Genomic DNA, 19,084 nt, shown 5'->3' on the forward strand with positions numbered 1-19,084 from the left:
CATTATAACTGACTGTTTTGTTAATGTAAATAATGTTGGTCCCAGAGTTGCGAAGCAGTGGGAACGCCGCGCAATCGGGTCAATGGGTGGCGGGCTGATCGAGTCAATAACATTACAGGATTGAGGTCAATATGAATTCCTTGCAAAGCAGTGCCAAAGGATTGCGGTCGGCTCCCCGCAGCCGGATTTTGGGTAAACCATTGGCCAGGCCAATCGACCCCGAAGATGCCGAACGGCTGTTGTCAGCCCAGGGATCAGGTCCCGACAGGTTCGCCTCCACGATGGGTGGCTCCCAGGATAACAACGAAGTCCACGAAACATTGCGTGGCTTTCTGGGCAATGCCAAGCGGGAACGCCTGGAGTGCATGGTCCCCATCATCGAAACCCTGCAAGTGGCCCTGGCGTTGGATCGGGCCAAGGGTGGGGCACCCCCGGGCACGCTCACCGTCAAAGGGTGGTTGGCACTCCTCAACAGTTGGGAAAAACAGTTGCAGAGCATGCAACCCCGGCAGTTGTTGTTCGGCAAAAGCTTTGTCCAGGAGGCCGTTGACAAGGTGACCCTGGAAAAATCACCCCTGGTGCCCATCATGAGGGAGCTGATGCACATGATGGAAACGGTCAAGGATCAGGTGGTGGCGGCTTAAGGGTCTGGACGTGCAACAACACCGTGTTGCCCCCTTTTCCCCCATGACGGATCCACGGGTATACTACCCGGTCGCCAGTCACAAGGCACTCTGGCGGGTCTTGAGGAGTGCCTTGCGGCGGGAAGAGGGGGTGGTGGTGATTACGGGTCCACCCGGAGTGGGCAAGACCCTCATCCTGTTGCGTCTCCGGCAGATTTTTCCGGAAGATCGGGAAATGCGGCATCTGCCTGATGCCGATGCCGATGCCGCCTTGTTTTTGCGTACTCTGTTGCAAATCTTTGGAGCAGAACTCAAGGAGGGGCAGAGTTATTCGCATCGTGAGTTGCTCCTGTCCATGGAACTCTGGGCCACACAAGGTAAACGACTCCTGGTGGTGGTGGATCGTGCTGAATGCCTGAACGTGGCCAACCTGGAAGTGTTGCACCATGTCGCATCGTTTCAGATGGATGGACGACACCCTTGCCAGGTCCTGCTCGCCGGTCGCCTGGAAACCTCTACCATGGCCATGGATCCCCGGTATGCCGCCTTGCAGCCCCTCCTGGTCGGGACGGCCACTCTGGGGCCTTTGAATGCTGAAGAGATCATGGGCTATGTGCGCTTTCACCTGGATCGCGAAGGCATGGAGGGGTGGACGCTGACGCAGGGAGGCTGGCGTGCCTTGCGGGGTGCCAGCGGGGGAATCCCCCGCCAAATCAATCGAATCATGGCAGAAGTTCTGGTGCGCATGGATGGTCGCCAGACGGCTCGCATCGGAGGATTTGCCATCCGCAGGGCCGCCGCCGGAAGCCATGCCAAATATCGGGTGATGCAACGACAACAATTGCCCAGGCTGGCCCGTACCGAATGGATCAACACCAGACTTCGTCAAGAACAAGGCACCCGAAGGTCGCACCAATTGTATGTCATGCTGGATCGCTGGCTCGTGCGTCTGGCCGGATTGGGGGTGCTGGTTGCCATGGCCGGGCTGGTGTTCCGGGTTACCTATCAGATTCCCGAAAATTCTGTCATCACCACTTTGGAACAAACATACTCGCCGTCAGAAGAATCTTACCCGTCAGATGAGTTTTCCCAGCCAGGTGTCAGACATCAGGCTCGACAGCCCGTTTTCGTGCAAACCACAGCGACCCGCAGCCGTGACACGGCCACGACCATCATGTCCGGTTTGTTTCGGAAGGGATATCGTGCCTACCTGCAACAAAGTGAAGATGCTGATGGGGTGGCGTTGTTTGCCGTGCGGATTAAATATCCGGATCGGGTTGCGGCTGAACAGGTTGCAGAACGTTTGTTGCGACTGGAGGGGTTGGCAACCGAAATTGTCGAAGAAAACGCTTCCGAGTAGTACACACAGGTAAAGGAACAGGCATGCGACACGATCAGGTTGGAGTTTCAGGGGCTGCCAAATCACGTGATTCATTGCGTGCCGCCCTGCAAGCCCATAAAAATGGCAATATTTCTCAAGCCTTGCAACTCTACGAATCGGTCCTGCTTTCCGAACCGGACAACGTCTCTGTGCTTTTGTTGGCGGGAAAAATATTGGTTGAGTCATCGGCTGTGGACCGGGGCGTGATCTTGTTGCGTCGGGCCATGGAACTGGAACCTGGATCGGTCACCGGTCAGTTTACACTTGCATATGGCCTGTGCTTTCAAAAACATTATGATGAAGCATTGAGTCTTTATCTGCAAATATTGGCGCAAGATCCCCATCTGGAAAATATTCACTATTACATCGGTGATACCCTGGCCAAACTGGGCCGCCATGATGAGGCACTCGGGTACCTGGCCAAGGCGCATCAGATGGCACCAGATGATCCGATAGTTATTCATGTTTTAAATCAGGTATTGATAAAAATAGCCATACGGGCACAGGAAAATAATCAGAAATCTCACGCCAGGCAAATGTATGAGACGGTTCTCATGAGTGAACCGAACAATATCATTGCGCTTTTATTGCTGGGAATGCTCCTGGTGCGTTCGGATGCTTCGGAAAAAGACGCGGAATTTGAGAAGGGTACGGAACTGTTGCGGCGTGCTGTCGCCCTGGATCCCAGGCAGTTGACCAGTCAAATGACCTTGGCGCATGGCTTGAGAATGCAATTGATGTACAAAGAGGCGCTCGATATCTATCTGAGAGTCCTGGCTCAAGATCCGGGTTACGAGCAAATCCATTATTATGCAGGTTTGGTTCTGACCAAAATGGGTCGCTATTCCGAAGCCGTGGAGCATCTTTCCCGGGAGTTGCAGGTCAATCCGGATGATGCCAATGTTCTTTTCTTTTTGGGATTGGCCAAATTGTCCGGCAATGATGCCAGCCGTGAAGAGGGGGTGGCCTTGATCCGACAAGCCTTGGCAAACAAGCCGGATCTGTTGGGAGTGGACCAGCCGGATATGGTGCCATTACAGGAATATCGGCAGCGGCAGATGGCCAACAGCCTGGTCTTTCGAACACCGGATGAACCAAAATCCTTGCATTTGCCAACGCCGTGCGCCTGTTTTTCCTATCCCAAGTGCGGGACGCATTTGTTGTCGGACATCACGCAACTGATCACGAATCATCATTTTTACTGGCCGAATGACTACGAGTCAAATTCAGTCCCAAAAGATGCCCTGAGCCGGATTCCTGACAAACATTTTCTGATCGGACATTGGCATGCCACTCTTGAACTGGGCGCGGACATGCAGACCAGAAATTACAAAGCCATTGTCCAATACCGGGAACCCCGGGATCAAATGGTCTCATTTTATTGTTATTATACAGGAATGGCCGCCGATCCCCATGGGATGTATACGGCCATGCTGACGAATGTCAGTCAGGAAGAGGCATTCAATCGGCTTATTATTGGTGGTCCCGTCAAGGGCGGGGGTATCGTGCCGGGACAGGCATTCAACATGGTTGCCTGGATGGAACAATGGCGTCTGATGAATGCATATTATCAGGTCCCGGTCTATTTTGTCTCTTATGAGGATATGGTGGAAAACAAGGTTGAGACCATCGGCCGCATCGCCCGGTTTCTGGAGATGCCCCTCTCCCGGGAAGAGTGTGAGGTGATCGCCGAAGCGACGGGTTTCCATAAAAAATCAAAAACCATGGAAAAAAATGCCGTACCCAAAAATTTCAAACGCAAAGGGATTGTCGGCGATTGGCGAAACTATTTTACAGAGGCCAACAGGATTCTGTTCAAAACGCTTAATGGAGAAATTCTAACACGTCTGGGATATGAGGAATAAAAACCTCCTTCCCAAACTTTGGCCGTCCGCTGAACACGACGGCCAACGAGGCTGCCTGATAACTTGTTAATTTAAAAAAACGAATGAAAAACTGGGATGGAGGTCCAGGAGGAAGCGGCTCTACCCTTCCTCCTGGCGGGGTTTGGGGCTTAAGCCCCAATAAAATCTTTCTTTCCAATATGTTCTATTGGAGAGCTAACGGATTGCCTCAAAGAGGGCAAGGAGTGTTTGTCTGATTTCCCGGGAAGGTTGTACCGAAAATCAGAATTTGTAGCCATAATTCAGCGTGAAACCTGTATACCCGCCACCAAAGGTATAGGTCAGACCGAGTTTGTTGTCCTTGTAGGTGTAGTTGCCAATGGTCATGTTGGTGCCGAGATCGAAGCCAATGTCGGTGGAGCTTTTGACGTACACATCATCACCACCAAAATAGGTGTTGATAGCAAAAAGTTCACCTGTGACTTTTTTGGAGAGGAGATCAAAGGGCAATTTCCTCTCGAAGGCCAAGCCGTTTCTGAAGATATAGTTACTCAAATCGTAGTTGGTTTCGTATCCGCCGACTTCAATCGAGTAGGTTTTTGAGTAGCTGATCATGTTACCCATCATGATCTTTGAACCATCATCCGGAATCAGGTAGGAAAAATCACTGGTAAGCGATCCTGAATAGATACCGGAGACAGCCCCCAGGTCTTTTGAGCCACCCACGCCGTCACGCAAAAATCCGGTTATGTTCCATTTATTCATGACTGGAACTTTGAGGCCAACACCCAATGAGCCGGTATAGGATTTGGAAGACTCCGTTTCAATCATGCTGAGGGGCACGTCAAAAAAAAGCGTGTATTTGTTGATCACTTTCGAATAGAAAAGAGGCAGCGTGGTGGTATCGGTCTTGAATCCGTTGCTCTTGTATTGCCCGTAGCGGATTCCGACACCCAGCAATCCCGGGTTGGCATGATCTGATTTGGCATCCGATTTATTGGCGTCTTCTTTTTGCGAGACATCCTTGTCTTCAACTCCGATTCCGGTGGCGGCCCTGAAATCCGATGCCGCCATCTGTGACATCAGGCTGTTCGGATTGCCGGCAATGGGGTCGATGGGCGTGGATTTGGCATACTCTTTGAACATGCGGGAGAGAATATTCGGATTTTTCTTGAACCAGTCTTCCAGCATGTCCTGGCTTTGTTTCCGTGTGGCACCATTGAATGTTTGTGTAATGCCCAATGAAGGAATATTGAACTGTAATGAGGGCGAATTGGCTGTGTAGGCAAAATTGGCTTCGACGCCACGCAAATTCAAAACGGCTGTTGCCTGGGATTGTTCCGTGTAACCGATATTCAGGCTGTCCATGGAGTATTTTGCCGTGCTGGAAAGATCACTCAGGCCAACCGATGCTGTCTTGCCACCTGTTGTGGCTGTGAAGGTATAAACATCAGCAGCCTGGACTGGGTTCCAGGCCAGGGTAACAGCAAGAACAGGTAGAAACTTGATTGACTTTATCATGACTAAACTCCTTAGTCCTTATTTTCAGGTTTGCAGGGACCAGATTTTTCAGTCTGGTGTAACAGCCAAGCGCAGGTCCAGGCTTAATTGATGCGCCGTCAATCCCTCTCTTGCCGCCAAAAGAGATGCCGCCGGTCCAATGGTGGCCAACGCGGCTGCCGAACAACCAATCACACTGGTGCGCTTGATGAAATCATGAACGCCCAACGGACTGGAAAAGCGGGCAGTGCCACTTGTTGGCAAGACATGACTGGGACCGGCAACGTAGTCACCGACAGCCTCGGGTGTGTGGCGTCCCAGAAAAATGGCCCCGGCATGACCAATCTGGGGCAGGAGTTGTTCCGGGTCCGCAACAGCGAGTTCCAAATGTTCCGGGGCGATTCGCGTTGCCAGTTGACACGCTTCGTTTAAATCCCTGACCACGATGATGGCTCCGCGCTCGGCCAACGAGCGTTCACAGATGGAACGTCGTTCCAAAATCTCAAGGTGTTGCGTCAAGGCATGTTCCACGGCGTCGGCAAAGGGGGCGTGATCGGTCATGAGAATGGCCTGGGCGGCGGTATCGTGTTCGGCCTGGGAAAGCAGATCCGCCGCAATCCAACGTGGATCGTTGTGTTGGTCAGCGATGACCAGAATTTCCGAGGGACCGGCGATCATGTCGATTCCCACCTGGCCATAAAGTTGGCGCTTGGCTGTTGCGACATAGATATTGCCCGGGCCGACGATTTTATCGACTGCCGGGATGGTTTCCGTACCAAAGGCCAAGGCGGCAATGGCCTGGGCACCACCGATGCGAAAAACCTGGTCGATACCGGCGATGCGAGCCGCCAGCAGGAGGAGGGGATTGACCACGCCATCCGGTGTGGGGACCACCATGACCAAATCCTTGACCCCAGCCACCCGGGCCGGAATGGCGTTCATCAAGACCGTGGATGGATAGGTGGCAAGACCACCCGGGACATACAGTCCAACTCGTTGAATGGCCGACAGGCGTTGTCCCAGCAGGGTACCGGTGGCATCCCGGAACTGCTGAATACCCATCTCCGGCATCTGCCATTGGTGATAACGCCGAATACGCTCCGCTGCCAGTTCCAGTGATTGGCGCTCTTCAGGTGTGGCTTGATCGGCGATCCGGTTGATTTCCGATGGAGAAAAAGCCAATGTTGCCGCCGTGAGCCTGATCCGGTCAAACCGATGGGTATACTCGATCAGGGCCTGGTTTCCGCCTTGCCGCACGGCCTGGATGATGTCAGTGACGGACTGTTCTACCGCTGTCATGGCATCTTTTTCCCAATAGAGAAGATGGGAAAAAGTTTTCTGAAAATCTGGATCCGAAACGTGTAGACGCCGAATCCTGGTTCGGGACATGAAAATCTCCTGATGGTTAAAAAAATTCGTAACTATTCACCATCCGGCAACAAACTGAGGTCCAGTAGTTACAAAAATTCTTCCCAAAAAGAGGGAGCAGTGGACCCACTGATTCGTGATTCAACAAAAAGGACGCGACCCCAAAAATTCAGTCGTTCAAGCGATCAGTGACTCAAACGGTGAATGTCCGCACCCAGAGCCATCAATTTTTCTTCGATACGTTCATAGCCGCGGTCAATGTGATAGACCCTGGATATGTAGGTATCTCCGGTGGCAGCCAGACCGGCCAGAACAAGGGACGCCGAAGCCCGCAAATCCGTGGCCATGACGGGTGCGCCGCGCAGTTGCACGCCACCCCGGACGACGACGGTGTTGCCTTGCAGCGTGATGTCGGCTCCCAGTCGTTGCAGTTCCGAGACATGCATGAAGCGGTTTTCAAAGATGGTTTCGGTCACGGTTCCGGTTCCGGACGAAATGCTGTTCAGGACCAGCATTTGGGCCTGGAGGTCGGTCGGAAAACCCGGATAGGGAAAGGTGGTGATGTCCACGGCCCGCAAGGGACCATCGACCGAGACATGCAGCGAACCGGGACCTTCCTTGATGATGACGCCGGCCTGACGCAATTTGGCGATGGGGGCTTCGAGAATGTGTGGATCGGTATGATTCAGGGTCACGTTGCCGCCGGTGATGGCAGCGGCGATCATGAACGTTCCGGTTTCGATCCGGTCCGGCAGGATATGGTGAGTTGTGCCGTGCAGACGTTCGACGCCTTCGATACGAATGCGATTGGTGCCGGCCCCCTCGATGCGTGCCCCCATATTATTTAAAAGTTTTGCCAGATCAACAACTTCAGGTTCGCAGGCAGCATTTTCCAGGACGGTATGCCCATCGGCCAGGGCGGCAGCCATCATGAGATTTTCCGTGCCGGTAACCGTGACCAGGTCAAGAATGATCGTTGCGCCGTGGAGGCGTTTGGCGCGGGCCTTGATGTATCCTTCCTCAAGGCGAATTTCTGCCCCCATGCTCTCCAGGCCTTTGAGATGGAGATTGACCGGGCGTGTCCCGATGGCACAACCGCCAGGCAGCGAAATTTCGGCTTGTCCATAGCGAGCCAGCAAAGGACCCATGACCAAAACCGAGGCCCGCATGGTTCGCACCAGATCGTAGGGTGCCCGGGTATTGTGGATACCCGAGCAGTCGATCTCGACGCCCAAACGTTCATCGACTGTGATGGCCGCGCCATGCTGACCCAACAGTTCCAGCATGGTGGTGACGTCACGCAGATGAGGCACATTGGAGAGCGCCAGCGGCTTGTCGGTCAACAAAGACGCCGCCAACGCCGGCAATGTGGCGTTTTTTGCGCCACTGATGGGGATGGTCCCCACCAGGGGTCTTCCCCCGCGTACAAGAATTCTATCCATCCCCCATTCATACCAAATCCCGGCGACCTTGGGCAAGAGTTCCAGCAGGAAAAGTTTGCCCGGATTTGCAGCGGGTTGATTATGTGCTTGAAAAAAAAATTGGATGTGTTATGATGTCTTCAGGATCTTGAATTTGTATCCATTTCGTAATCAGGGGGTGAAACGGCTTCGACGGGGTATCGAAAGGCTTTGACGGCGACCCGGCATGAGCACCGCCGCAAGAGGCTCATAATCACAATTGCCAACGACGAGTTCTACGGCGAAGCTCTCGCTGCCGCCTAAAACGGTAGCAGAGCGGGGTTCAGACCTGAGCCCGGCAACAGAAGTACCTAAAAACAGGGTCAAGCCGGAATTATGAAATCGCCGGTCTAAATCCAGGGTTTCCCAGTTCTCCGAGGTAACGGAGGTTCCGAAGCCTGCCGACTGCAACGGCCCAGGAACTATATGTCGGCAAAATGGTCGTGACTCCTTCAGGTTCAGTACGTATCTCGGACCCGGGTTCGACTCCCGGCACCTCCACCATTCTAATATTTAGGAAAAAGTCTTGGCATGGAAGCCGCCCTAAGGGGCGGCTGTTTTTGTTGGGGGGTGGTTCGGGGTGGAAATGTGTTGGGTGTTCCTTTCTCCCCCTGAAGGTGTGGTTCTTTTGTTCCTTGAAAACTTTTGAGCCTAAAGTACAGTGTGTCCGCAATTTTTCGATGAGTGGGTTGGGTGGAGAGCGGAAAGGAAAGTGGGGTGTGGGAGGGTGGTATTATATTGTGTCCCTGAATTCTATATATCCTTGATTTTGCAAAAAGGGGCAATGTTTATGGTATTCTCGGAATTTTCCGGATGTTCACGAAATTTCTGGAGGATTTTTGGCTTTTTTGCAGAAGATTTAATAAAGAGATGCAAACGTACAATGCTCTTGTCAGCCTTTCATTTGGAGTTGCACGGCAGTGGTGTGGTCGATTTGGCAAGGTGGAAAACTGCCAGGTTGGGGTATTTGCTGCGTAGGGTCTGGGAGAACGCGCTGCGTTCGTTGATTTCAAACTGTACTTGCCCTGTCCCTACCAAAAACCCCATCCACCACAATTTTGGCCCCATTGCCAAGCAGTTTTGCGGGGCTGCAGGATTTTTCTGGACACTGAGGCGGCTTTCCACGAAAATTAGAGACAAGTTGGAGGTTTCATTGAACGCCACGGCCCCAATTTTCCTGGAGCGAGCAAAAGGAATCGGAACATCACCCTTCATTCCATGAATGGACACTTGCCAACATGCCACAGCGACGCTTGATTAGCTTCGACTGGGCCTTGAAACGTCTGCTGCGCAGCAAGGCCAACTTTGAAATTCTGGAAGGATTCCTCAGTGAACTCCTTCGCGAGGATATGCGCATTATTGAAATCCTGGAAAGCGAAAGCAATCAAGAGTCCCACCACGATAAATTCAACCGTGTCGATCTCAAAATCAAAAATACTCGTGATGAAATTGTCATCGTTGAGTTGCAGTATGAGCGGGAATGGGACTACCTGCAGAGGTTAATCTTCAGCACCGCCAAGGCCATCACTGAACATATGGCGGAAGGCAAGCCTTACGCCAGTGTTGTCAAGGTCATCACCATCAGCATTCTCTATTTCGATCTTGGACATGGCAGCGATTACGTTTATGTAGGCAATACCACTTTCAGAGGGTTGCACACTCAGGAAGAGCTGGCTCTGGATGAGGGACAAAAGGCATTGTTTCAACGCCCTTCGGTAGCCGCGATTTTCCCAGAGCATTACCTTATCAAGGTAAAAAATTTTGATGATGTCGCCCGCAACACCCTGGATGAGTGGATCTATTTTCTGAAAAACGCCGATATCCGCGATGATTTTACGGCACGTGGCCTTAAAAAAGCCAAAGAAAAGCTTGATGTCCTGCAATTGCCAGAGACAGAGCGCAAGGCCTACGAACGCTATCAGGAAGAACTGCATGACCAGGCGAGCTTTGTACTCTCCACCTATGGCGCTGGTAAATGGGAAGGCGAACAAATCGGCGCACAGAGAGGCGAACAGAGAGGTCGCCAAGATGGCAAGGCCGATATGCTCCTGAAACAGATGCGCCGCAAATTTGGCCAAACACCAGACTGGGTGCCCGAAAAGGTGAAAACGGCGAACCTGGATGAGATCGAGGCATGGAGCGAGAACGTCCTGTTCGCCAACTCGGTGGACGAGGTATTCGCCGACAGGCATTGATTGAAAAAATACCCTCAAAATTCTCCGATTCTCCAAAAACGTGGCGAAAAGTTTGCACAAATTGTCATCGTCACCCAAGTGGAAATCGAAACGCGGGTCCGCAGGTATCCGGTGACGAGGAGGAGAAATTCTGAAACGCCGCCCTTTCTCTCCTTGGAAGGGCGGTTCTCTTCTCTCCTGGCGTGCATTTTTTCCTTGGTGGCCTGACACCGTTCCGTAGAGGTAACGGTTTATTATATAAGGTCTTTTCCAGTTCCTCAAGGAGAAAGGAAGGCCATGGTGGGACAAGAAGTCGTTGCGGATGCCGGGTGTGTGAATCCGGAATGTGAACGCTTTTGGATCAATGGGTTGTGTGATGTGGTGTGGTGATCCGTCGTCGGTATGGGACGAACGGGATCCGGTTTCTTCGTTGCCGACGCTGTCAGCATGAATTTTCCGAACGGCACGGCACGCCGCTGTACGATCTTCGAATTCCCCAAGAGAAGATCGTGGCAGTGGTCAGCCATTTGGCGGAGGGAACTGGAGTCCGCAAAACGGCCCAGTTGACTGGGGTCTCCAGGGATACCGTTGGACGGATCCTCAAGCGGGTCGGAGACCATGCCAAGGGGGTTCACGACCTGTTGGTCGGCGACCTGACGGTTCCAGAAGTTCAGATGGACGATGTCCTGAATGATTCCCCCTGTTCCGGGACAATCAACACCGCATTTGTCGAAAGGTACAACGGATCATCCCGCCACTTCAATGCCATGAAGCAGAGGAAAACGTATTCGTTTTCAAAACAGTACAAGGAACACGAGGCGATGAGTTGGTTGATGGTAACCCACTACAATTTTTGTTAGAAACCGCCCACTCTGCGGATTCCTCTTGGGAACAGGCACTACTGCCAGAGAACCCCGCCATGGCCGCTGGGTTGACAGGCCACTCCTGGAGCGTGGAAGAGTTGCTGAGGTTCCAGATGTTCAAGGCTGGATGACTGTCAGGCCACCAAGCAAATTCGATGCTTGACGTTCGTACATAAATGCGCGACGATGCTTTCCATGAATGGCAACGAACTCCTCCGCAAGCTCAGAAAGTACGCCATGACCAACGGGTTTGATCTGATTCACGTGGCTGGGCGTGGATCTGGGAAGGGGAGCCACTCTTATATCCTTCTGGGGTGCCGCCGGACGGCCATGAAATATTTGCGAAGCGAAATCAATCAGGGGCTGTTGGTCAAAATGCTGAAAGACCTTGGCTTGACCTTGGACGACATTCAATGAGGAGGTTTCCGTGAACCCGACCTATCCCTATGACCTTCATGAGGATCCACCTGGTTGGTATATCTCGTTCCCGGATGTCCCAGGGAGCAATACCGGGGATGCAACCCGAGATGACACCATAGATGGTGCCATGGATTGCCTCATCACCACCATGGAAGCCATTATGCACCAGCGCCAGGATATTCCCCCGGCAAGCCTGCCAAACAATGGTCAGGGAACCGTGACTCTCTCACCTTTGGTGGTGGCCAAGTTGGCTCTCTATCAGACCATGCGCAGTCATGCCATGACCAACGTGGCTCTGGCAAATGCGCTTGGCATCCAGGAGAGTGCAGTGCGCAGACTCCTTGATCTTCGGCATCAGTCCCATATCGGACAGGTGGACCGCGCACTTGAATCGCTTGGGAAGAGATTGATTGTCTCCGTTCAGGATGCAGCGTGATGGAGCAGATCCACGGGGCCATGCGCGAGGAGGTGTGTCCAACGTCGTCCCCTAACGTCAATGGCAACCGGGAAGTTTGACGGTATATTTGACGGTATACAAAAGATTTTCAGTACATGAAACGCTTTATAGTCAAAATGTTGACAAGTTAGTTCGATTCCCGGCACCACCACCAATTTGATTTTACGGACCAGTTTCAGGGACGGCTGTGGACCACCCGCCGCAACCTGGGCGTGGACCGGTTGGCCTCAGCCTGGCTGATCCGGCGCTTCATCGATCCCGAGGCGCGCTTCGTCTGGTTTTCCCCCCAGGAGGGAAAACCGCCGGATGCCATCGGTTTCGACTTTGACGGTGCCCGCTTCACCCATGTGGGGGCGCGGGTCACCTTCGAAACCCTGCTGGCCTCCTTCGGTCTGGAGAAGAATCCAGCGTTGCGACCACTTGCCCGCATGGTGCATGACCTGGATGTGGGTGAGGGTTCTGCTGAGGAAGCAGCGGGATTTCTGGCCCTGTTCCGGGGCATGAAGACCCGCCTGAACGATGACGACGCTTTCCTGGAGGAAGGCTGTCGCATCCTGGACGACTACCATCTCTCTTTCTCCGAACAAGAGGAACAACCGTGAACGATACCCCTCTGGAACGACCGCCTCACCCATCCTTCTGGGAAGCATTCCTATATTGGTTGAAGCTCGGTTTCATCAGCTTCGGCGGTCCCGCTGGACAGATCGCCGTCATGCATCAGGATCTGGTGGAAAAGAAACGCTGGCTCTCCGAACACCGCTTCCTGCATGCCTTGAATTTCTGCATGGTGCTGCCCGGTCCCGAGGCCCAGCAGTTGTGCATCTACATTGGCTGGATGCTGCACCGCACCTGGGGCGGCATCGTGGCGGGCACGTTGTTCGTACTGCCCTCGCTGTTCATCCTGGCCGGGCTGACCTGGGTCTATCTGGCCTTCGGCGAAGTTACCCTGGTCAAGGGAGTGTTCAACGGTATCAAACCGGCAGTGGTGGCCATCGTGGTGTTCGCCTCGTGGCGCATCGGCTCGCGGGCGTTGAAGAACAACCTGCTGGTGGCCATGGCAGGGATCTCTTTCATCGCCATCTTTGCCCTGGGGATTCCCTTTCCCTACATCGTGTTGGGGGCTGGTATCCTGGGGGCTATCGGTGGGAGGGTGGCTCCCGACAAATTCAAGGTGGGCGGCGGACATGGGGCTGGGAACAAGACCTACGGCCCGGCCCTGTTGGATGACGACACCCCCCCGCCCGACCACGTGAAGTTCAGCGCAGTCCGGCTGGGCATCCTGCTTGTGTCAGGCGTGGCCCTCTGGGGCGCGGCCATGCTCGTGCTGGGCCATCCGGTCCTGAAGAACATGGGGGAATTCTTTACCAAGGCGGCGCTGGTCACCTTCGGTGGGGCCTATGCGGTGCTGCCCTATGTCTATCAGGGCGGGGTGGATCACTACCAGTGGTTGACCGGCACCCAGATGATCGATGGCCTGGCCCTGGGAGAGACCACCCCCGGTCCATTGATCATGGTGGTGGCTTTCGTGGGCTTCGTGGGGGCCTGGACCAGGCAGATTTTCGGTCCCGACATGCTGTTCGTCGCCGGATTTGCCGGGGCGGCGGTGGCCACATTTTTCACCTTTCTGCCCTCCTACCTGTTCATCCTGGCGGGTGCGCCCCTGGTGGAAGCCACCCATGGCGACCTCAAGTTCACCGCGCCGTTGACCGGCATCACCGCTGCCGTGGTGGGGGTGGTACTCAATCTGGCGCTGTTCTTCGGCTGGCACGTACTGTGGCCCCAGGCTACCAAGACCGCGCCCTTTGCCGGCGGTTTCGAATGGTTCTACGCCCTGATGTCCGCAGCAGCCTTTCTTGCCCTGTGGAAGTACAAGCTGGACATCATGAAGGTGATCGGTGCCTGCGCCGTGATCGGTCTTGTCTACACCTACACACTATAAGGACTCCCCCATGCCCGACGACATGAAACCCCTGTCCTGTAATCCAGCCGGGCTGTCCGGCCTGCGGTGATCATTGGGCAAGGGTTTTGTCAAGTTGACCGATCCAAAGATCGAGGGGAATGGTTGCCAAAGGGACATGTTCCCAGGTTTTTGCATCCACAAAGGCATCGCGAATGGCCTGTCCCTTGCCGGAAGGACCCGTCTCGGTTGCTTTCGGGATCAAAGCCAGAACCCGCAAAGGTTGCGATGTATGGAAACGAATTTTACGCCAGTCGTTTACATCGATCCAATCCGATACCATCAATGCCCGTCCGGGCAAATCCAGTCTGATATTGACGTTGGGTGTGAACCAGATATCTGTTTTTGGATTGAATTTTTGAGTCAACTCCGCGACGACATCAACAGGTGACCGGGTTGTCGAAGACAAGAACGGATTGAACAGACCACTGCTGGCAACCTTGTAATCCGGCTGAATGCGCACAATCTTGCCAGCCATGGAAACCAAACCATATCCCATGGGAATCAGCAGGTAAAATGCACCTCCCATGGCCAAGGTCATGCGCCACCAGCGTTTTTCCCGGGGCGATTGCCAGATGTGGACCCCTTCACGGATCAGTACCGGGAATACGGCAAATGTGGTTACCTGCAAATAGGTGCTGAGGTAACCAATGTGCGTATTTGCCCAGACAATCAACAATCCGAGCATACCGAGAAAAATGGACAGGATGCCCAGTTTTCCAGGTCCCTGCCAGGCACCGGGGCGGGCCAGCAGCATCAAGAACAAAATTCCACCCGGTATGCCAATCAAATTGACGACAAACGAACCATCAATACCCTGAATTATTTGACGACTGGGGTGAAAGATACCATGATCAGGATGGAGCAGAAGATAATTCCAGAGCGCATCCGCATCACCCAGACACAGGGCTGGATAGGTAAACAAGCGAACCAGCACGGACCAGTTCAATTTACCGGGTGAATAGAGCGCATCAAACTGATTGACATATCCGCCATAATGAAGATTCAAAAAACTCCAGACCAGAATGGGTAACAAACAGGTCAAGGTACCCAAAATCGATATTTTGAAGAGATTGTCTTGCTGATGAGAGAACCAACGCCCCATGGCCGTCAGCCACAAAAATCCCAAGGCAGGTCCGGCAATGAATGCTCCCGAAAATTTGAATACATAGGCCATGCCGCAGCCAAATCCCAGGATACAAGACAGAAATATTCTGTGATGAACCATTCCTGGGCGGGTCACATGCCATGAACCCAGCAAGAGCCAGGGAGCAAGCGCGAAAACAAGTATTTCTGCGTTATTATAGGAAAATATATAGTTATTCGTAAATCGAAGACAAGGCACATAGCACGACAGCATCAAACCGACAATACCGGGAATATTGAACTTTCCAAACCAGAGTGCCCAACCCATGGCTCCCAGCAAAACGCAGGCTACAGAGAGGATCCGCAAGGACGTACCAATGTCCAAACCCATGGACATGAGCGGCAGGACAAATAATTGTGTTCCCGGTGGCCAATTATGGATCCAGTGCAATTGATCACGTGACAGATCATTTTGATCGGCGGCCAAATAATGATTTGGAGAGGGTGATATATTTTTCAAATACTGATCTACGGAAAGCACTTGAATGGAAGGATCAAAACCAACCCCTTGCGGAACATGAATGGTCAGAAGAATGACGATGAGTGCCACTCCCAGACCGATCAGGGCTTGATAACGAGGTTGCTGAATCGAGATGGGTTTCATGGCGTGTTGTTTCAGGGGAGAAAATAACTGAATCTTTTCAATTGATTCAATAGCTTTGTGTCATCTCTGGGACAGGTTGCACAGCCATCCAACCGGGAACGGTCATGTGCCAAACGATGACGGAATTCTTGATAGGTGGCACCATGCCAGATTTCCGGGAAGGAATTTTGGTCGAGATGTCCCATGATGTGGCGGGTATTGACGAGGTAACAGCAGGGGTAGACCCGCCCTTTTGCATCGATGTAGGTATTGTACCAGGGTATGATACAAGGCGATGGTGTCGCGGAAGAATGGGATGGTACGGGTTGTGTTTGCCAGGCAGCAGCCGTGTCCCGCCATTGGCGATAGAATTTTTTTTCTTCCGGGTTAACTGTATTATGAATATCTTGTTCAATCTGTTGTCTGAAAATTTCCAGGTTTTGTGCGGCAGGAATTTGTGGATGGGGAGCGGTTGGAAGGGGGGTATAGTCGAACAGAGGCACCAATGAATATCGGTTAAGCAAGTGCATCTCTGCCAATAATTGGTACATGGGTCGATAGTCGTGCAGGTTGGTTTGTTGCAGGACGGTCAAAACCCGGATCAAGGACCCGGGACGGGTCTGTCCACGGTGGAAGCGTTCTGCCAGAGCTTTGTAATTGTTGATTACCTTGGAAAATTGCCCTCGTATACGAATATTTTCGTAGGTTTCTGGTGTGGCTCCATCCAGGGAAAAAGTTAATATGTTTGGCATGTGCTGCGCCAGTTGATCCAGGCACTCATGATGCAATACCGTGCCATTGGTGGGCATGGCGGTCATGATATTGCGGGCATGCAGATGATTGAGTTTATCAAAAACCCCCTTATCCAGCAGGGGCTCTCCCAGTCCGTTCAAGGTGACATAGAGAGGCTGAATATCCTGAATTAATTGGGCAAAGCGATCCATCGAGATGCATCCGGTATTCATGTCCGGCATGAATTCACGAGCGCACATGCGGCACTTCAGGTTACAAATGTCTGTGATTTCGATTTGCAGGCGTACCGGCAAAGGTGGTTTGGCAGCGGTCCCCAAAAGAGATCCGGCGATGCGTCGAAGTCTGCCGAGTCGTTGGGCCAGCAGCCACGGGCTGCCATCGGACAGGCAACGCAAACCGTACAGGAGTGGTGACGCATGCAACCAGTTCCTGATGGCAAGGAATGGGTTCATATATTATGGGTCAGTGGCTGGGTTGTCAGAGGTCTGGCGGGAGCGTGATCAGCCAGGCGGGTCAGTTGTTGTAAGACGACCGCCAATACTTCGGACACAGTCACGGATGTCATGCAGAGGTGATCCGGTCGCGGACAGATGGAAAAACCACAGCCGCCACAAACGACTGGATGACGAATAATCTCGTGTCCCTGGCCCAGGGGGTGCCATCTTCCCGGATTGTCCCGATCAGAAAAGATGGCCACACAGGGAATCCCGGCAGCCGAGGCCAGATGCATGGGACCGCTGTCTGGTCCGACGAATAATTGGCAATGTGAGAGAAGAGCGGCTGTTGTTCGTGGATTAAAGAGACCGGCTGTACCAATACCTGTCCCCCAATGGTTGAGGAGCTGTTCCTGAACCGGTCTGTCTTTCGATCCACCGACAATGATCAAATCACAACACTCTTTTTGGACAAGTGCAGAACCCAAGGCTGCATAACGATCCACGGGCCACTGGTTGACTGGCTGTTTGACGCCCGGAGCGATGGCAACCAGGGGTCGTTCTGGATTGTTTCGTTTGGCACTCAACCAGGCTTTCGCCTGTTGCAGCTCTCCCGGTGACAGCATGAGGTCGGGCGGGGGGAGGGGGTCGGTGATTTTTCTTCCCGTGGCCAAACCACTGGCGGTCAGGCGTTCCAGGAGAAAGCTGGCTTCGGAAGGGACAGGTGCCGGTCGTCCATCGGGTTTTGTTGGATAAACGGCCTGGGGTTCGAACGGTTGAAACCCAATATGATGTCGAATCAGGCACAGTCTGAAGAACACGCGATCACGCAGCAAGGCAAATTTGGATCGTTGCCCGGGTGCCAGGTTGATGACAATATCGAACTTCTGTCGGTGAATTGTATGAATCAGTCGTGCCAGGGAGATCAGAAACATCCAAGTATTTATTCCAGAAGGGTATTCGAGAAAATGGTCAACATAATTGGTGTCAGATAATAAATTTTTTGACGAGACTTCGACACCGGGTGACTGTGTTGCCAGCAGGGTAATTTTACTTTCGGCACCAAAATGGTTGCGAATCCATTTCAAGGCTGGCAAGGCCACGATGGTATCACCCAAAGATCCAATTCTAAAAATTAAAATTTTCATGACAGGACTGACTGATGTGAATTTTCGCGTTGCCACCACGTACAGAGTATGTCTGCAAAACCAACTTTGGCCAGGATAAATTTCAACGTATCTTTCCACCATACTCCCTGGGGATGGCTGAAGTGGAATTTTCCCTCATGCTCAAGTAAGGTAAACCCTTGCGGTTCCATGAGGTGCCGCAGAGTGGCCAGGCAAAAATAATTGACATGGTGTGGTAGAAAATAATGCCAATGCTCTCCCTTGATTCGGGCGTGAAGACCAGCAAGATTGGGGACTTCAACAACCAGTATTCCATCGGGCATCAGGACACGCGACAGTTCCTGGATGATCTGCTTTGGGTGTGGAATATGTTCCAGGACATGAAACATCATGATGACATCATAATTTGCATCAGGTGCGTGTTCAAGGAAGTGCTTGATATCCGACTGGTGCCAGGTGACCAGCGGATGATGGGTTTTGAGATAGGAGACAGTTTTTTGGCTCTCTTCGACGGCATCGACCCGAAAGCCGGCATGGGCCATGGCCAGGGCAGTTTCGCCCAAACCAGCCCCCAATTCCAAAACATGACCTGATTGCCGATACCGACGAATTCCTGTTACACGTTTCTGTAGAAAAATTCTTTTCCAATCAATGTTTTGTGTGGAAAGATCGGCATAATAATCCTTGTTGGTGTAAGGGGATTGCCAGAGGTCCAGATCCATACCGAGGAATCCACAATTGGCGCAGGTTTGCAGAGGGAGGTCGGCCCGCAGGATTGCCGGGGGGAGGATTTTGTCGCAAATAGGGCAGGTTTGCATGGATCGTTGTCTGAGAGGGGATGCCTGGTTGGGCTGCTCGACGTTGCCTGGGAAATTGATTAATCACGTGGGATGGCCAACGTGTTGAAAGAAGCCAACTCAATGGGTATTCCGTCGTTTTTTTCCCAGTCAAAAAGGGTATAGGCGTGTTGTTGGAGCAAAGTGGAAATATTTTG

At 52.7% G+C, this 19,084-nt stretch carries 17 protein-coding genes and 1 other RNA gene; 10 read left to right on the forward strand and 8 right to left on the reverse strand.

The features are described from left to right. Positions 1-131: 131 nt before the first annotated feature. Genes HQL65_12150 through HQL65_12160 form a run of 3 tightly spaced genes read left to right on the forward strand, consistent with a single transcriptional unit; the run spans position 132 to position 3,869 of the window. Positions 132-644, forward strand: coding sequence for a hypothetical protein (locus tag HQL65_12150; GenBank protein MBF0136983.1), 513 nt, complete (start codon positions 132-134; stop codon positions 642-644). 10 nt (positions 645-654) lie between these two features. After that, entirely contained in the window at positions 655-1,983 is a 1,329-nt protein-coding gene (locus HQL65_12155) for an AAA family ATPase (protein ID MBF0136984.1), read from the forward strand. A 23-nt stretch (positions 1,984-2,006) separates the two neighbouring features. Further along, entirely contained in the window at positions 2,007-3,869 is a 1,863-nt protein-coding gene (locus HQL65_12160) for a tetratricopeptide repeat protein (GenBank protein ID MBF0136985.1), read from the forward strand. Between the two features lie 261 nt (positions 3,870-4,130). Here the strand turns inward: HQL65_12160 and HQL65_12165 are convergent, their stop codons facing one another. The 3 genes from HQL65_12165 to murA all read right to left on the reverse strand — a co-directional run bounded on the left by HQL65_12165 (position 4,131) and on the right by murA (position 8,158). Then, entirely contained in the window at positions 4,131-5,369 is a 1,239-nt protein-coding gene (locus HQL65_12165; GenBank protein ID MBF0136986.1) for a hypothetical protein, read from the reverse strand. Positions 5,370-5,417: 48 nt separating this feature from the next. After that, entirely contained in the window at positions 5,418-6,737 is a 1,320-nt protein-coding gene (gene hisD, locus HQL65_12170; protein MBF0136987.1) for a histidinol dehydrogenase, read from the reverse strand. Positions 6,738-6,901: 164 nt separating this feature from the next. Beyond that, positions 6,902-8,158 (reverse strand): UDP-N-acetylglucosamine 1-carboxyvinyltransferase, encoded by a 1,257-nt coding sequence (gene murA / locus HQL65_12175; protein MBF0136988.1) that lies wholly within the window; start codon positions 8,156-8,158, stop codon positions 6,902-6,904. A 153-nt stretch (positions 8,159-8,311) separates the two neighbouring features. On the opposite strand from murA, the gene ssrA reads away from it, so the two are divergent. Continuing rightward, positions 8,312-8,680: a transfer-messenger RNA gene (gene ssrA / locus HQL65_12180) on the forward strand. 396 nt (positions 8,681-9,076) lie between these two features. On the opposite strand, the gene HQL65_12185 is transcribed toward ssrA, so the two are convergent. Beyond that, entirely contained in the window at positions 9,077-9,340 is a 264-nt protein-coding gene (locus HQL65_12185) for a hypothetical protein (GenBank protein ID MBF0136989.1), read from the reverse strand. A 74-nt stretch (positions 9,341-9,414) separates the two neighbouring features. Between HQL65_12185 and HQL65_12190 the strand changes: the two genes are divergently transcribed. The 6 genes from HQL65_12190 (at position 9,415) to chrA (ending at position 14,029) form a co-directional block, all read left to right on the forward strand. Beyond that, complete coding sequence (locus tag HQL65_12190) at positions 9,415-10,371, forward strand: Rpn family recombination-promoting nuclease/putative transposase (GenBank protein MBF0136990.1); 957 nt, start codon at positions 9,415-9,417, stop codon at positions 10,369-10,371. Positions 10,372-10,859: 488 nt separating this feature from the next. After that, a complete protein-coding gene (locus tag HQL65_12195; protein ID MBF0136991.1) occupies positions 10,860-11,210 on the forward strand; it encodes a helix-turn-helix domain-containing protein in 351 nt (116 codons plus the stop codon). Between the two features lie 198 nt (positions 11,211-11,408). Then, a complete protein-coding gene (locus tag HQL65_12200) occupies positions 11,409-11,630 on the forward strand; it encodes a hypothetical protein (GenBank protein MBF0136992.1) in 222 nt (73 codons plus the stop codon). Between the two features lie 10 nt (positions 11,631-11,640). After that, positions 11,641-12,069: a hypothetical protein gene (locus tag HQL65_12205; GenBank protein MBF0136993.1), complete on the forward strand. Its 429-nt coding sequence runs from the start codon at positions 11,641-11,643 to the stop codon at positions 12,067-12,069. Between the two features lie 206 nt (positions 12,070-12,275). Next, entirely contained in the window at positions 12,276-12,692 is a 417-nt protein-coding gene (locus tag HQL65_12210) for a chromate resistance protein (protein MBF0136994.1), read from the forward strand. Continuing rightward, a complete protein-coding gene (chrA, locus tag HQL65_12215) occupies positions 12,689-14,029 on the forward strand; it encodes a chromate efflux transporter (protein ID MBF0136995.1) in 1,341 nt (446 codons plus the stop codon). Before HQL65_12210 ends, chrA begins: the two co-directional genes overlap by 4 nt. Positions 14,030-14,099: 70 nt before the next feature. Here chrA and HQL65_12220 read toward each other — a convergent pair whose 3' ends face one another. The 4 genes from HQL65_12220 to HQL65_12235 are packed head-to-tail and all read right to left on the reverse strand — an operon-like array spanning position 14,100 to position 18,812. Beyond that, positions 14,100-15,797: a hypothetical protein gene (locus tag HQL65_12220; GenBank protein ID MBF0136996.1), complete on the reverse strand. Its 1,698-nt coding sequence runs from the start codon at positions 15,795-15,797 to the stop codon at positions 14,100-14,102. Positions 15,798-15,808: 11 nt separating this feature from the next. After that, a complete protein-coding gene (locus tag HQL65_12225) occupies positions 15,809-16,981 on the reverse strand; it encodes a radical SAM protein (protein MBF0136997.1) in 1,173 nt (390 codons plus the stop codon). Then, positions 16,978-18,081: a glycosyltransferase family 9 protein gene (locus HQL65_12230; GenBank protein MBF0136998.1), complete on the reverse strand. Its 1,104-nt coding sequence runs from the start codon at positions 18,079-18,081 to the stop codon at positions 16,978-16,980. The genes HQL65_12225 and HQL65_12230 overlap by 4 nt, the downstream gene beginning before the upstream one ends. Before the next feature lie 26 nt (positions 18,082-18,107). Beyond that, on the reverse strand, positions 18,108-18,812 hold the full coding sequence (locus tag HQL65_12235; GenBank protein ID MBF0136999.1) for a class I SAM-dependent methyltransferase: 705 nt from the start codon (positions 18,810-18,812) through the stop codon (positions 18,108-18,110). Positions 18,813-19,084: the final 272 nt, after the last annotated feature.

Source organism: Magnetococcales bacterium (assembly GCA_015228935.1).
GTDB lineage: Bacteria > Pseudomonadota > Magnetococcia > Magnetococcales > DC0425bin3 > HA3dbin3.